This is a genomic window from Acidovorax benzenivorans (assembly GCF_028680575.1).
GTDB classification, from domain to species: Bacteria; Pseudomonadota; Gammaproteobacteria; order Burkholderiales; family Burkholderiaceae_C; genus Acidovorax; species Acidovorax benzenivorans.
In genome coordinates, this window is the sequence record NZ_JAPCKI010000031.1 from 1 (window position 1) to 13,727 (window position 13,727).

General features: G+C 63.8%; 12 protein-coding genes, 4 tRNA genes and 1 pseudogene. 8 read left to right on the plus strand and 9 right to left on the minus strand.

Translation table 11 applies throughout. The annotated features are described in order from the left end of the window. From OIN59_RS25025 to OIN59_RS25050, 6 genes are all read right to left on the minus strand, one after another. A partial coding sequence (locus OIN59_RS25025; RefSeq protein ID WP_274107136.1) for a GTP-binding protein occupies positions 1-148 on the minus strand: 148 nt, incomplete at its 3' end. 74 nt (positions 149-222) lie between these two features. After that, positions 223-297: transfer RNA gene (locus OIN59_RS25030), tRNA-Thr, on the minus strand. 60 nt (positions 298-357) lie between these two features. Next, a tRNA-Gly gene (locus OIN59_RS25035) sits at positions 358-431 on the minus strand. A 74-nt stretch (positions 432-505) separates the two neighbouring features. Continuing rightward, a tRNA-Tyr gene (locus OIN59_RS25040) sits at positions 506-591 on the minus strand. A gap of 102 nt (positions 592-693) precedes the next feature. Next, a tRNA-Arg gene (locus OIN59_RS25045) sits at positions 694-769 on the minus strand. 69 nt (positions 770-838) lie between these two features. Continuing rightward, positions 839-1,495 (minus strand): TetR family transcriptional regulator, encoded by a 657-nt coding sequence (locus tag OIN59_RS25050; protein WP_274114889.1) that lies wholly within the window; start codon positions 1,493-1,495, stop codon positions 839-841. A 187-nt stretch (positions 1,496-1,682) separates the two neighbouring features. On the opposite strand from OIN59_RS25050, the gene OIN59_RS25055 reads away from it, so the two are divergent. The 4 genes from OIN59_RS25055 (at position 1,683) to OIN59_RS25070 (ending at position 8,535) form a co-directional block, all read left to right on the plus strand. Further along, entirely contained in the window at positions 1,683-2,942 is a 1,260-nt protein-coding gene (locus OIN59_RS25055; RefSeq protein ID WP_274114891.1) for an efflux RND transporter periplasmic adaptor subunit, read from the plus strand. Positions 2,943-2,955: 13 nt separating this feature from the next. Then, on the plus strand, positions 2,956-6,111 hold the full coding sequence (locus tag OIN59_RS25060) for an efflux RND transporter permease subunit (RefSeq protein WP_274114893.1): 3,156 nt from the start codon (positions 2,956-2,958) through the stop codon (positions 6,109-6,111). Next, complete coding sequence (locus OIN59_RS25065) at positions 6,104-7,537, plus strand: efflux transporter outer membrane subunit (protein ID WP_274114895.1); 1,434 nt, start codon at positions 6,104-6,106, stop codon at positions 7,535-7,537. Before OIN59_RS25060 ends, OIN59_RS25065 begins: the two co-directional genes overlap by 8 nt. 155 nt (positions 7,538-7,692) lie before the next feature. Next, the gene (locus tag OIN59_RS25070; RefSeq protein WP_274114897.1) at positions 7,693-8,535 is read left to right on the plus strand and encodes a c-type cytochrome; all 843 of its coding nucleotides are present in this window, start codon (positions 7,693-7,695) and stop codon (positions 8,533-8,535) included. Positions 8,536-8,715: 180 nt separating this feature from the next. Here OIN59_RS25070 and OIN59_RS25075 read toward each other — a convergent pair whose 3' ends face one another. The 3 genes from OIN59_RS25075 to OIN59_RS25085 all read right to left on the minus strand — a co-directional run bounded on the left by OIN59_RS25075 (position 8,716) and on the right by OIN59_RS25085 (position 10,783). After that, a complete protein-coding gene (locus tag OIN59_RS25075) occupies positions 8,716-9,264 on the minus strand; it encodes a DUF2946 family protein (RefSeq protein ID WP_274114899.1) in 549 nt (182 codons plus the stop codon). Continuing rightward, positions 9,257-10,270, minus strand: coding sequence for a YheT family hydrolase (locus OIN59_RS25080; RefSeq protein WP_274114901.1), 1,014 nt, complete (start codon positions 10,268-10,270; stop codon positions 9,257-9,259). Before OIN59_RS25080 ends, OIN59_RS25075 begins: the two co-directional genes overlap by 8 nt. Positions 10,271-10,333: 63 nt before the next feature. Continuing rightward, a complete protein-coding gene (locus tag OIN59_RS25085; RefSeq protein ID WP_274114903.1) occupies positions 10,334-10,783 on the minus strand; it encodes a YybH family protein in 450 nt (149 codons plus the stop codon). Positions 10,784-11,000: 217 nt separating this feature from the next. Between OIN59_RS25085 and OIN59_RS25090 the strand changes: the two genes are divergently transcribed. The 4 genes and pseudogenes from OIN59_RS25090 to OIN59_RS25105 all read left to right on the plus strand — a co-directional run. Further along, positions 11,001-11,612, plus strand: a complete 612-nt coding sequence (locus tag OIN59_RS25090; protein WP_274114908.1) for a LemA family protein — start codon at positions 11,001-11,003, stop codon at positions 11,610-11,612. 29 nt (positions 11,613-11,641) lie between these two features. Further along, complete coding sequence (locus tag OIN59_RS25095; RefSeq protein ID WP_274114905.1) at positions 11,642-12,565, plus strand: TPM domain-containing protein; 924 nt, start codon at positions 11,642-11,644, stop codon at positions 12,563-12,565. Further along, the gene (locus tag OIN59_RS25100; protein WP_274114906.1) at positions 12,565-13,107 is read left to right on the plus strand and encodes a TPM domain-containing protein; all 543 of its coding nucleotides are present in this window, start codon (positions 12,565-12,567) and stop codon (positions 13,105-13,107) included. The genes OIN59_RS25095 and OIN59_RS25100 overlap by 1 nt, the downstream gene beginning before the upstream one ends. A gap of 518 nt (positions 13,108-13,625) precedes the next feature. Then, positions 13,626-13,727: pseudogene (locus OIN59_RS25105) on the plus strand (DUF4148 domain-containing protein); the annotation flags it as partial.

A 13,727-nucleotide genomic window follows, 5' to 3' on the forward strand; every position in this document is an offset into this window, starting at 1 on the left:
TCTGGTCGTAGGCCTTGGCTTCGCCGCCGAACTTGGCGGACAGCACGGTAGCGATGGCTGCCGTCAGGGTCGTCTTGCCATGGTCCACGTGACCGATCGTGCCCACGTTGACGTGGGGCTTGGTACGCTCGAATTTTCCTTTTGCCATTTTTCCGACTCCGAAAAAAATCTATATCAACACAACAGGATCTCGGCGCAACCAGAACCGGACGCACCAGAAAGTGGTGCCCATGGCGGGAATCGGACCCGCGACCTCTCCCTTACCAAGGGAGTGCTCTACCACTGAGCCACATGGGCAATTGGCACCGCTTGCGCAACACCAAAAATCTCTACTCAACAAACCAGCACAACAAACAATGGAGCGGGAGACGGGAATCGAACCCGCGTCATTAGCTTGGAAGGCTAGGGTTCTACCATTGAACTACTCCCGCGCAGACCACCGGCCTTTGCGAACCCGACTTTGCAATCACAAAGTCAAGCATCACTCTCAACACTGCTCACTCACTGGTGGAGGGGACTGGATTCGAACCAGTGTAGGCGTAAGCCAACAGATTTACAGTCTGCCCCCTTTAGCCACTCGGGCACCCCTCCGGAGAATTTCGAATTATAGCACCAAATTTTTGCGCATCTAAAAATTAAACGCATTTGGCACTCATCGCAAACGCTGGCGGCGTTCGCTGCTGCACATATCGCTGGTGCGGCTGGCGGGGATCGAACCCACGACCCTTGGCTTCGGAGGCCAATACTCTATCCACTGAGCTACAGCCGCATACCTCTGACCGATGCAGCCTTCAATTATTGCACGCGACAAGCATCCCACCAAACAAAGCCCTTGCACTCAGGCGCCGCAGGACGCTACTGACATCTTTGAATCACCCAGCAACAACCCCACTCCACGTAAAAATGCGTCGGTGCTGGCGCCACCCACACGAACGAGATCAAACCCCCCATCGTTCAGTATCCAGTTGCGGATCAGGCCATCGAAAAGGGCATGCAGACTGATGGCCGCCTCCATGGCCGACATCGACAGCGCCACCCCCTGCGACTCGGCAGCCAGGCCAAAGTCGCGCGCTAGCTGCTGCGTAAACCCTTCGGAAGCCGCTACATGGCGCTCGCGCAAGCCCATCAGCTCGCTCACGTACTCTACTTTGTACAGTGCAATCTCGAACACCCTTCGGGTGTGCTCATCCGAGGCAACGCTGTGCAATACCAGCGCCATGACCGCCCGGAGCCGCTGCACCGGATCAACACAAGTGCTGTCTTCAAAACTGGCAAAACCCTGCTCCAGCGGCAGCGTGACTCGATCCATCATGGCGCCAAACAGATCCACCTTGTCTTTGAAGTGCCAGTAGATTGCACCACGGGTCGCCCCTGCAGCCTGGGCAATGTCACTCAGAGACGCGCGGGACACCCCCTTCTCCCGAAACACCAACTCGGCCGCATCAATCAACCCATTGCGGGTCGCGATTGCATCTTCTTTTGTTCGGCGCGCCATAGTCGAATACCTTGTTGAGTCTCCAAAACCCCTACAACCACCAAGGGGCATCCGCAGCTATCAACAATTATACATTCATGTCTGTATGTATAATTTCTGATCAAACTGTCGGGGCATTGCGCAAAGCGCTCTGGACCCGCATTTTTTCTGACATCTCGTTTTTCTGACGCACATCCAAAGGACTCTCATGCCCCAACTGCGTGATACATCCGGCACCCCGCACTTGCGTGCCGCCACCACCCGACGAGTGCTTTCGCTGGCTGCTATCAGCGCAGCGGTATTGCTTGTGTCCGCATGCGGCAAGGCCGATGGACAGGCCGCTGGCGCAAGCGGCCCCAAGCCCCCTCCGGTCGAAGTGGGGGTCGTCACGGCCACCCCAGGGGATGTGGGGCTGGTCACCGAACTGCCAGGCCGTGTCGAGGCATCTCGGGTGGCCCAGGTGCGCGCACGGGCCGCAGGCATCCTGCAGCAGCGAGTGTTCAAGGAAGGTAGCGACGTCAAGGCCGGGCAGGTGCTGTTCCGCATTGATCCCGCACCCTACGCTGCTTCCGCAGAGAGCGCGCGCGCCAGCCTGGCTAAAGCACAAGCAAATCTCGCACAGGCCAGCGCCCAAGCAGAACGCTATCGCCCCCTGGTAGCAGCCAATGCCATCAGCAAGCAGGACTTTGTGAACGCCGAGGCGGCCGAAAAACAAGCCCAGGCCGACGTGGCTGCCGCCAAGGCCGCCGTGCGTACCGCCGACATCAACCTCAGCTATGCCAGCGTGACCTCACCGATCTCCGGCCGTATTGGCCGCGCGCTGGTCACCGAAGGCGCCCTGGTCGGCCAGGGCGAAGCGACCGCGCTGGCTGTGGTGCAGCAGATCGACCCGGTGTACGTGAACTTCACCCAATCGGCCGGTGACGTCTTCCAACTGCGCCGCGCCATGGAAAGCGGGCAATTCAAGCGCGCAGGCGGCGGCCAGGCGGCCAGCGTCAAGCTGGTGCTCAGCGATGGATCTGAATACGCGCAAACAGGAAAGCTGTTGTTCACGGACTTGTCGGTGGACTCCACCACCGGCCAGGTCACCCTGCGCGCAGAGGTGCCCAATCCCAAGGGCGAACTGCTGCCCGGTCTGTATCTGCGCGTGCGGATTGAACAGGCACAGGCCAGCAACGCCATCACCCTGCCCCAGCAGGCGGTCACACGCACACAGCAGGGCGATACGGTCAGCGTGGTCGGCGAGGACGGCAAGGTGTCGCAACGCACCGTCAAGATCAATGCCGCACAAAACAACCGCTGGGTGGTGCTGGACGGACTGAAGGCGGGAGAAAAGGTGATGGTGGACGGCTTCCAGAAACTGCAGATGTTGCCCCCCGGCACGCCCGTAAAACCTGTGCCATGGCAAGCGCCAGGCGCACCAGCGGCGGCGGCAGCAGCGCCTGCGTCGGCCGCATCCAAGCCATAAGGGGCACTCCAGCATGGCCAAATTTTTCATTGACCGCCCCATCTTTGCGTGGGTGATTGCGCTGTTCATCATGGTGATGGGCGGCGTGGCCATCACGCAGCTACCCATTGCCCAGTACCCGCCGGTGGCGCCACCGTCCATCGTCATCAACGCGGCCTACCCCGGCGCGTCGGCGCAAACACTCGAAGACAGCGTGCTGTCGGTGATCGAACGCGAAATGAACGGCTCGCCAGGGCTGATCTACATGGAATCAGTGGCGCAAGCCGATGGCTCAGGCAGCATCACGCTGAGCTTCCAGCCCGGCACCAACGCGGATCTGGCGCAGGTGGACGTGCAGAACCGGCTCTCGCGGGCCACGCCACGTCTGCCTTCTGCCGTGACGCAGCAGGGTGTGCGCGTGGACAAATCGCGCTCCAACTTCCTGCTGTTCACCATGCTGTCGTCCAGCAACCCGGCCACCGACACCGTGGCCTTGGGCGACTATGCCTCGCGCAATGTGGTGCCTGAACTGCAACGCCTCAAAGGCATTGGCCAGGCGCAGCTGTTTGGCACCGAGCGCGCCATGCGCATCTGGATCGACCCGGCCAAGATGGTGAGCTACAACCTGTCGGCAGCAGAGATCACCGCCGCCATCCGCGCCCAGAACGCGCAGGTGGCCAGCGGCACCATTGGCGATCTGCCCAATGTCGCGGGCCAGGGCATTGCAGCCACCGTGGTGGTCAATGGGCAACTGTCCAGCGTCGAGCAGTTCGGCAACATCGTGCTGCGCGCCAACACCGATGGCTCCACCGTGCGCATCAAGGATGTGGCGCGCGTGGAGCTGGGCGGCCAGGCCTATGCCACCGCCGCGCGCTTGAATGGCAAGCCCGCCGTTGGTATCGGCGTGCAGCTGTCGCCCAGCGGCAATGCACTGGAGGCCGCCAAAGACGTGCGCGCGAAGATGGATGAGCTGTCACGCTACTTCCCCGAAGGCATGAGCTGGAGCATTCCGTACGACAGCTCACGCTTTGTGGACATCTCCATCAAGCAGGTCGCCGAGACACTGGTCGAGGCCGTGGTACTGGTGTTCCTGGTGATGTTCCTGTTCCTGCAGAACTGGCGCTACACCATCATCCCGACCATCGTGGTGCCCATTGCCCTGCTGGGCACGTTTGCCACGCTGCTGGCTCTGGGGTTCTCGATCAACGTGCTGACCATGTTTGGCATGGTGCTGGTGATCGGTATCGTGGTGGACGACGCCATCGTGGTGGTGGAGAACGTTGAGCGCATCATGAGCGAAGAAGGCCTGTCACCGCTGGAAGCCACGCGCAAGGCCATGCGCCAGATCTCGGGCGCCATCATTGGCGTGACGGTGGTGCTGATCTCTGTGTTCGTGCCGCTGGCATTTTTTGCAGGCTCCACGGGCAACATCTACCGCCAGTTTTCGGCGGTGATGGTGGCCTCCATTGGCTTCTCAGCCTTCATGGCCCTGTCGCTCACACCGGCACTGTGCGCCACCCTGCTCAAGCCGGTCGAGGCGGGGCATCACCACGAGAAGACTGGCTTCTTTGGTTGGTTCAATCGCGGCTTTTCGCGCACTGCCAAAGGCTATGAAGGCTTTGTGGCCCGCATGCTGCGGCGCGCCGCGCGTTACCTGGTGATCTACGCAGCCATCATTGGCGCCGTTGCCGTGGTCTACATGCGCCTGCCCACCTCGTTCCTGCCCAGCGAAGACCAGGGCAACATCATCGTCAACGTGCAATTGCCACCTGGCGCCACGCAGGAGCGTACGCTGGCCGTGATGGAGCAGGTCGAAGGCTTCATCCTCAAGCAGCCCGAAGTGCAAAGCATGGTGGGCGTGCTGGGCTTCAGCTTCTCCGGCCAGGGGCAAAACGCCGCCCTCGCGTTCGTGACCCTCAAGGATTGGAGCGAACGCCATGGCCCCGGTCAGTCGGCACAGGACGTGGCCAACCGCGCCTTTGGTGGGCTGATGGGCATCCGCGATGCGTTCATCTTCCCGTTGAGCCCGCCGCCCATTCCTGAGCTGGGCAACGCCAGCGGCTTCACGTTCCGCCTGCAGGACCGCGGCGGCGCGGGCCACGAAGCCCTGGTGAAGGCGCGCAACCAGTTGCTGGGCATGGCGTCGCAGAGCAAGGTGCTGACCCAGCTGCGCCCCGATGGCCTGGAAGACGCTCCACAGCTGCAAATCGACATTGACCGTGACAAGGCCAACGCGCTGGGTGTGCCCTTTGACGCGATCAACTCCGCGCTGTCCACGGCGCTGGGCTCCAGCTATGTGAACGACTTCCCGAACCAGGGCCGCCTGCAGCGGGTGGTGGTGCAAGCCGACGCGCCTGCGCGCATGCAGCCTGATGATCTGCTGCAGATCAACGCCACCAACAGCCAGGGCAAACCGGTGCCACTGTCTGCCTTTGCCACCACGCGCTGGGTGACCGGCGCGCAGCAAACCGTGCGCTACAACGGCTACCCCGCCATGCGCATCTCGGGCTCGCCCGCGCCTGGTTACAGCACGGGCGCCGCGATGGCCGAGATGGAGAAGCTCGCAGGGCAACTGCCCCAGGGCTTCGGGTTTGAGTGGACCGGCCAGTCGCGCGAAGAAAAACTGGCAGGCTCGCAATCGCTCATCCTGTACAGCTTTGCGATCCTGGCGGTGTTCCTGTGCCTGGCCGCGCTGTACGAAAGCTGGTCGATCCCGCTGGCCGTGATCCTGGTGGTGCCCCTGGGCGTGCTGGGTGTGCTACTGGCCACACTGCTGCGCGGCTATGCCAATGACGTCTACTTCCAGGTGGGCCTGATCACCATCATTGGCCTGTCGGCGAAAAACGCCATCTTGATCATCGAGTTTGCCAAGGACCTGCAGGCCCAGGGCAAGGGCGTGATCGAATCGGCGCTGGCCGCCGCGCATCTGCGATTCCGTCCCATCGTGATGACCTCGATGGCGTTCGGCCTCGGCGTGCTGCCGCTGGTCGTCGCGTCGGGCGCGGGCTCGGCCAGCCAGCGGGCCATCGGCACCGGTGTGCTGGGTGGCATGGTCACGGGCACCGCCTTGGCCGTGTTCTTTGTGCCCGTGTTCTTTGTGGTGGTGCGCAGCCTGTTCAAAGGCAGCGCACGCCAGCAGGAAATGAACCGCCGCCATGCAGAAGAAGCAGGAGTTGGAACCCATGACTAAACACCGCCGCACCTCCATCGCGCTGGCAGCGGCCACAGCGGCCGCGCTGCTGACTGGCTGCTCGTTCATCCCTACTTACGAGCGCCCACAGGCACCGGTCCCTGCGGCCTACGCCAGCGGTGCAGCAACGACTGACAGCGCAGCTGCACAGCCGGGAGCCACTGTGCCCTGGCAGAACTATTTTGCCGAGCCACGCCTGCAGCAGCTCATCGACATTGCGCTGGCCAACAACCGCGACCTGCGTGTGGCCATGCTCAATATCGAGCAGGCGCGGGCCACCTACCAAGTGCGCCGGGCTGACCTGTACCCTGGCGTCGGTCTGTCTGCCAATGCCAGCCGGGCACCCGCCACTGGCACGGGCAACTTGACCAACTCGTTCAGCGTGGGCCTGGCCGTATCCGCCTGGGAGATCGACTTCTTTGGCCGCATTGCGAGCCTCAAGGAACAGGCGCTGGCCCAGTACCTCGCCACCGAAGAAGGCCACAACGCCGCCCAGGTCAGTCTGGTGGCGTCCGTGGCCAACGGCTGGCTGACCCTGCTGGCCGACGAAGAGCTGCTGGACCTGTCGCGCCAAACCCTCGCATCGCGCGAGGAATCGGTCCGCCTGACGAAAATGCGCCTGGATGCGGGCGTGGCGTCCGAACTGGACTTCCGCCAGGCCGAGTCACTCACCCAATCGGCCCGCGCCACGCTGGCCCAGCAGCAGCGCCAGCGCGCGCTCGACGAGAACGCGCTGGTCCTGCTGCTGGGCCAGGCGCTACCCCAGGATGTGCGCACCAGCCTGGCGGGTGGCAAGCTGGCCGACGCGCCTGCGATGACCCCCTTGCCAGCGGGCGTGCCGTCTGAGCTGCTCACCCGCCGACCGGACATCCGCCAGGCGGAGCAGCAACTGATCGGGGCCAACGCCAACATCGGTGCTGCGCGGGCAGCGTTCTTCCCGCGCATCTCGCTGACGGCGCAGGCAGGCACGGCCAGTGGCGAACTGTCGGGCCTGTTCAAGAACGGCTCCTGGGGCTTCACCATCGCGCCGTCGCTCCTGCTGCCCATTTTTGACGCAGGCCGCAACCAGGCCAACCTGGACAGCGCCCGGGTCGGCCGGGAGATCGCTGTGGCGCAATACGAAAAAGCCATCCAGACTGCCTTCCGCGAAGTCTCAGACGCGCTGGCCGGACAAGCCACCCTGGGCGAACAGGCCCAGGCCCAGCAACAGCAGGCCCAGGCAGAAGCTGCGCGCCTGCAGCTGGCCGACCTGCGCTACCGCAACGGCGTGGCCAGTTATCTGGACCTGCTGGACGCACAGCGCTCGCTGTTCACGGCCCAGCAGGCTGTGGTGCAGGTGCGACTCACCCAGTTGCAAAACCAGGTATCGCTGTACAAGGCATTGGGAGGCGGTGCGCCTGACACCACCGCCCAGGCGCCCTCCTGAGCGCGCGCCTTGGAGCGGGCGCAGCCCCTTGGGCGCTGCGCCCGCTCTGGGGCAAACCCGTGGGTGTCTGCATCAAGCAGGGATGGGAATAACCATCCCCGCAGATATAATTTAAGGTTGATTACACCGAAGCCCCCGATACACCTGAGGACGACATGAGCGACAACCACCACGAAGAAGCCCATACCGGCCCGATCAAGAACCCCAAGCAGTTGCTGGTCGCGGTACTTTTCTCGTTTGTGATTCCGATCTTTGCCATCATTGGCTTGGTCCTGTATGTGACGTCGGCGGACAAACCCGCTGCCGGTGCAGTCAACCCCGAAAAAGCCATCGCAGAACGCATCCAGAAGATCGGCATGGTCGAAGTGCGTGATGCCAACCGCCCTCTCAAGAGCGGCGAAGACGTGTTCAAGGCCCAGTGCTCGGCCTGCCATGCCTCCGGTGCGGCAGGTGCCCCCAAGTTTGCGGATGCAGCTGCCTGGGCCGCGCGCATCGGTACCGGGTTTGAAGCTCTGGTGCAATCGGCCCTGAAGGGCAAGGGCGCCATGGCACCACAGGGTGGCGGCGACTTCAACGACACCGAAATCGCCCGCGCCGTAGCCTACATGGCCAATGCTGGCGGCGCCAAGTTCGCCGAGCCTGCTGCTCCCGCAGCGACGGCAGCACCTGCCGCGCAGGCGGACGCAGCCCCGGCCGCCGCTCCTGCTCCTGCACCCGCTGCAGCCCCTGTGACTGCTGCCGCGCCTGCAGCAGCCTCTGCGGGCGCTGGCGAAGCCCTGTACAAGCAGGCTTGCCAGGTTTGTCACGCTGCAGGCGTGGCCGGTGCTCCCAAGTTTGGTGACAAGGCCGCGTGGGCGACTCGCCTGCCAGCAGGTATCGACGCGCTGTACACCAGCGTCGCCAAGGGCAAGGGCGCCATGCCTCCCCGTGGCGGTTCGCAAGCCTCTGACGCTGATCTGCGTGCCGCTGTGGAGTTCATGGCAGCGGCAGCCAAGTAATACGGCCCTGCCCCCCCCCCGCGCGCTCTTGTGGCGTGAAGGCGGTCGGTGTGGCATGCCCACCCAGAAAGCCGGTCCTTGCGACCGGCTTTTTTGTGCCTGATGAACTCACTAGAACGGTAGTGAAGCACCACAACTCGGGCGCTGGAGGGGCGGGCGAAGTCCTTCTGGGCAGGGCCCTCAGGGATGCTGCTGCGCCCCAGCTTCCCACCGGGCGCGCGGGCTGCAAACATACCCATAGCGGATCGGCAGGTCCTGCGCCTTCACGTCCTCCGGCGTCCAGCGTCCGTCTGTCACCGCGTCTGCGGCCAGGGCCACATCAAGCGTGTGCACCAGGCCCAACCCCAGGTCCGTGTCCAGGTACACACGGCCCAGCTCGTCCAGCAGGCAGTGGCGCACCGAGGCCTCACGGCCGGTGTGGCTGACCGCGCGCAAGTCATGGGGCTGCAGACGCCACACCCAGGGCGCGGCCTCCAGCTCCACATACACGCGCTGGGGGCCGTTCTGAAAGAACCACTGCCCCTGGGCGTCATGCTCATAGTTGCGCGCAATGAAAGCAATGAGCTTGTCATGCTGCAGCAGCGACCCTTTGCTGTGCGGAAACCCACCCACCGCCTGTGTCGCGTCGTCGCGCAAATACCAGCGGCCACGCGCGTCCAGGCCCAGCCAGCCATAGCAGTCGGGCACGTTGGGCCATTTGGCCAGTGCCTGTTTGACGATGTCATCCATGGGCGGATTGTGCGCCGTGCTGTCGCGGCGCCCCGCTGTGTTCGACCAGCCACCCTCCCACAGCGTCGGGCATGGCGCGCACATGCCCCGGCGGCAATCCGCGCGGAAAACCCACATGCCCGCCGTGCAATGGCTGCCAGAGCGTGACATGGCGCCCCACCTCGCGCACGCCAGGCAAGCTGCCTGCAGGCACAAAGGGGTCATTGCGCGCGTTCACCACCAACGCCGGGATGCGGATGCGGTGCAGCAGCGGCTTGGCCGACGCGCGCAGCCAGTAGTCCTCGGTGTTGCGAAACCCGTGGACCGGCGCGGTGAACACGTTATCAAACGCGTACAGATCCCGCGCCGCCAACAGCGCCTCCCGGTCAATCAAACCCGGGTGCTGGGCCAGCTTTTGCAGCGCCTTGGGCACCAGGGTGCGCATGAACATGCGGGTGTACACCAGCCGGTTGAATCCGCGCCCAATGGCGTGGCCGCCCGCCGCCAGGTCAATGGGCGAGCACACGGCCGCCACTGCGTCGGCGTTGCGTGCAGCGTCAGTGCCCACTTCGGCCGCCCAGCGCAGCAGGGCGTTGCCGCCCAGTGACACCCCTACCGCCATCAGCGGCCCCTGGTGGCGTGCGCGCAGTCGCTGCAACATCCAGCCGATCTCGGCGTGGTCGCCCGAGTGGTAGGCGCGCGGGGCGCGGTTGATCTCCCCGCTGCAACCGCGAAAGTGCGGCAGCGCGCAGGCCCAGCCGCGTTCGCGGGCCAGGTCGGCAAAGGCTTCGCAGTAGTGACTGCGCGACGAGCCCTCCAGCCCATGAAACACCACCAGCAGCGGCCGGGGAGCGTCAGCCACCACACCGTCTTGCAGAAAGTCCACATCGACAAAATCGCCGTCGGGTGTGTCCCAGCGCTCACGGCGGTACTCGGGACGGGGGCCGAACGCCCGGCGTGCGTAGAGCGCGGGCCAGATCGTTTGCAGCTGGCCACCGGGGAGCCAGCGAGGCGCTATGTATTTCATAGCTGTTAGCGCATATGCTGTAAGCGCATACAGCCAAAAAGACCATCAATATCCATGGACGGCCTAGTGCAACACCGGGCGCTGCGCTATGTCCACCTGGGCATCTGGCGCCACGCCCGGGCTGGCGTGGTGGGCCACCATTCGCCAGCCTTCGGGGGTCTTGTGGTACACGTTGGTGGCCATGACCACGGCCTGGTGCAGGCCGTCGGGCAGCATCACCTCGACCTGCTCGACCACGCTGTGCACGGCACTCGACAGCGCCACGACACGATGCACCTGCGCTGGCCGGGCACGCACCGTGCCGTGGGAAAACATGGCCTCGAACGCCGTGCGGATAGCCACCGCCCCCAACAGGCGCGGCCCACCGGGGTGCACGCAGATGATGTCGTCGTCCTCCGCCCAGCAAGACATCAGCAGGTCGATGTCGCCGCGTTGCAGCGCTTCGTAGAACGCAGATTCGGTTTCATCCGAAGAGCCACCCAGGGTGACTGCTCTTGATCGGGCGCGGGGCATGGTGATTCAGGAAGGAAGTTGATTGGAATGGCGTGACAGCAGCAACGCCAGCCTGCTATTGTGCGGTGGCGGCGCAAAGCCTTGCAGCGCACTGATTGTGTACGCGCTCTGGACATGTGCCCACCGCAGCGCACCCACCATGCAACTTTGCGGCCTTGCGCGCCACGGTTTCTGGCACAGTCGTCCCATTTCTCCATCGGCGGACTCCACCATCATGATGATCCAACGTCTTCTTGCCCTCCTCACCTTGCTCGCCGCCACTCTCGCCCTGGGCGGCTGTGGCTACAACGACTTCCAGCGCCTGGACGAGCAGTCCAAGGCCGCCTGGAGCGAGGTGCTCAACCAGTACCAGCGCCGTGCCGACCTGGTGCCCAACATCGTCGCCACCGTGAAGGGTGAAGCCAACTTTGAACAAGAAACGCTGACCAAGGTGGTCGAGGCCCGCGCCAAGGCCACCGCGATCCAGGTCACGCCCGAGACGCTGAACAACCCCGAGGCTTTCAGCAAGTTCCAACAGGCCCAGGGCGAGTTGTCCAGCGCCCTCTCGCGCCTGATGGTCGTGTCCGAGCGCTACCCCACCTTGCAGGCCAACCAGGGCTTTCGTGACCTGCGGGTCACGCTGGAGGGTACCGAAAACCGCATCACCGTGGCCCGCAACCGCTATATCCAGACCGTGCAGGAGTACAACGTGCTGGCACGCAGCTTCCCCACCAACCTGACGGCCATGGCCTTCAGCTACGCCCCCAAGCCCAGCTTTACGGTGGCCAACGAGGCCCAGATTTCCGTTCCCCCCACGGTGGACTTCTCCGCATCCAAGGCCAAGCCCTGAACGTCCCCACGGGTTGATACGAGCCAAATATGCTGCTAGCGCTTATTAGATATGCCCTGACAGCTATATTATTCATAGCGTTCTTACCCATGCTGGGCTGGGCCCAGTCGCAACCGCTGGCCGTGCCCACCCTCACGGGCCACGTCATCGATCAGACCGGCACGCTCACCGCCACAGACACCCAGGCGCTGGAGGGCCAGCTGGTCGCCCTCGAAAAAGCCCACGGCTCTCAAGTGGTCGTCCTGATGGTGCCCACCACCGCCCCCGAAGACATCGCCGCCTATGCCAACCGTGTCGGCAACCAGTGGAAGATCGGACGCCGCGATGTGGGAGACGGTGTCCTGGTGGTGGTGGCCAAAAACGACCGCAAGATGCGCATCGAGGTTGCCAAGTCTTTAGAAGGCGCCATCCCCGACATCGCTGCAGCACGCATCATTGACAGCGCGATGAAGCCCCGGTTTCAGCAAGGCGACTTTGCCGGGGGCCTCCGTGGTGCGGTCACACAGATCGGCGCGCGCATTGCTGGCGAGGCCCTGCCCGCGCCGCCCCCGACTGCACCAACCGCAGCCAATGGGGGCGCGAGTCACGGTCTGTTCGACTGGACGGACTTTGCCATCTTCCTGTTTTTTGGCGTCATGGTGGCCGGCCCCCTAGCCCGCAGCATCCTGGGTGCCGCGCTGGGCGGACTGGCGGTGGGCGGCGGTGTAGGTGCCCTGGCATTTGTGTTCACCTCCAGCCTGCTGCTGTCGGTGGGCGCGGGCGTCATCGCGCTGCTCTACACCTGGCTTTTTGGCGGCAGCAGCGGCCCCATCAACCTGGGGCATGGCAGGAGAGGCTCTGGGGGCTGGAGCAGCGGCAGTTCGGGCGGTTTCAGCAGCAGCGGTGGCGGCGGCGGCTTCAGCTCAGGCGGCGGTGGCGATTTTGGCGGCGGCGGCGCATCGGGAGACTGGTGATGGGTGTTGAGAACAGCGAACAAGCAGCGCAGACGCTTTGGCGCGCCATATGGCGGCTGGTCCGCCACCGCTGGCATGACGCCTTTGGCCGTTCCGCCATCCCGGCGCCAGCGCTACAACGCCTCGGCGCGCACGTCGCGGCCAGCGAGTTGCAACACACCGGACAGATACGCATCGTGGTGGAAAAAGGGCTTCCCTGGAGCTACCTGCGCCGCCACGCCAAGGCCCGCGAACGCGCGCTGATGTTGTTCAGCAAACACCGCGTGTGGGACACCGCGCACAACAACGGCGTGCTGATCTACCTGCTGATGCCGGAGCATGCGTTCGAAATCGTTGCCGACCGGGGCTTGGCACGGCATGTCCCCCCCGCTGTATGGAAGGAGATGGCGGCGCAGATGTCGGCCCGGTTTCAGCAAGGCCGCTACGAAGACGGACTGGCGCAGGCCGTGGACGCAGTCGGCGCCCTGTTGGCACAGCACTTTCCGCGCACCGCTGATTCCTCATCCGCCAACGAGTTGCCAGACACACCGGTCGTGCGCTGAGCGCCGGTTGGCGGCAGCCATTCCGAACATTTGCGGCGGGACAGAAAGAAATCAGCATGCGCCAAGGGCCTCAAAACATTGGCGGCCCACCTATGGTCCGCTTTCCTGGACGCGGAACACCCCCACATGCAACCACCTTGCAGGCAGTTTCGCGAAAAGCCGACTCGCTGACCACGCGCGGCATGCCCCTTCACGGGCCTGCGAGACAGCGGCCCGCCGCGTCCTCACCGTTCTGAATCCGTATCCGGGTTATCCATCACCGGGGACCCGTCTCAGGCTGCACAGACACCCTCGTCCAATGGACTTGGCCTCATCGCACCTCTATTGTTTCCAATACTGGAACAGTTAGTTCGCGACCCGGTGGTTTTTCTCTGTACCCCATCGGCGTACAGTTCAACCCATCGATGAGCCGAACCCGCAAGGCGACTCACCGAACCCGGTCTGAAGCAGCTTTCTTTGTTTTTGGCTCTTTGCTCCGGTTTTTTTGAGACGCTTTTTTAACTTCAAGGATTTTCATCATGAACAACACCGCACGTTTCCTGTCTATCGCCGCTGTCGCCGCTTTCGCTTCCTTTGGTGCCCAGGCTGACGAAGCCGATGCTTCGCAATTCGCCACCAAG

Coding starts and splice junctions, on each gene's coding strand:
- OIN59_RS25050 (WP_274114889.1), bottom strand. CDS start 1,495: ATGGCGCGCCGAACAAAAGAAGATGCAATCGCGACCCGCAATGGGTTG.
- OIN59_RS25055 (WP_274114891.1), top strand. CDS start 1,683: ATGCCCCAACTGCGTGATACATCCGGCACCCCGCACTTGCGTGCCGCC.
- OIN59_RS25060 (WP_274114893.1), top strand. CDS start 2,956: ATGGCCAAATTTTTCATTGACCGCCCCATCTTTGCGTGGGTGATTGCG.
- OIN59_RS25065 (WP_274114895.1), top strand. CDS start 6,104: ATGACTAAACACCGCCGCACCTCCATCGCGCTGGCAGCGGCCACAGCG.
- OIN59_RS25070 (WP_274114897.1), top strand. CDS start 7,693: ATGAGCGACAACCACCACGAAGAAGCCCATACCGGCCCGATCAAGAAC.
- OIN59_RS25075 (WP_274114899.1), bottom strand. CDS start 9,264: ATGGATGACATCGTCAAACAGGCACTGGCCAAATGGCCCAACGTGCCC.
- OIN59_RS25080 (WP_274114901.1), bottom strand. CDS start 10,270: ATGAAATACATAGCGCCTCGCTGGCTCCCCGGTGGCCAGCTGCAAACG.
- OIN59_RS25085 (WP_274114903.1), bottom strand. CDS start 10,783: ATGCCCCGCGCCCGATCAAGAGCAGTCACCCTGGGTGGCTCTTCGGAT.
- OIN59_RS25090 (WP_274114908.1), top strand. CDS start 11,001: ATGATCCAACGTCTTCTTGCCCTCCTCACCTTGCTCGCCGCCACTCTC.
- OIN59_RS25095 (WP_274114905.1), top strand. CDS start 11,642: ATGCTGCTAGCGCTTATTAGATATGCCCTGACAGCTATATTATTCATA.
- OIN59_RS25100 (WP_274114906.1), top strand. CDS start 12,565: ATGGGTGTTGAGAACAGCGAACAAGCAGCGCAGACGCTTTGGCGCGCC.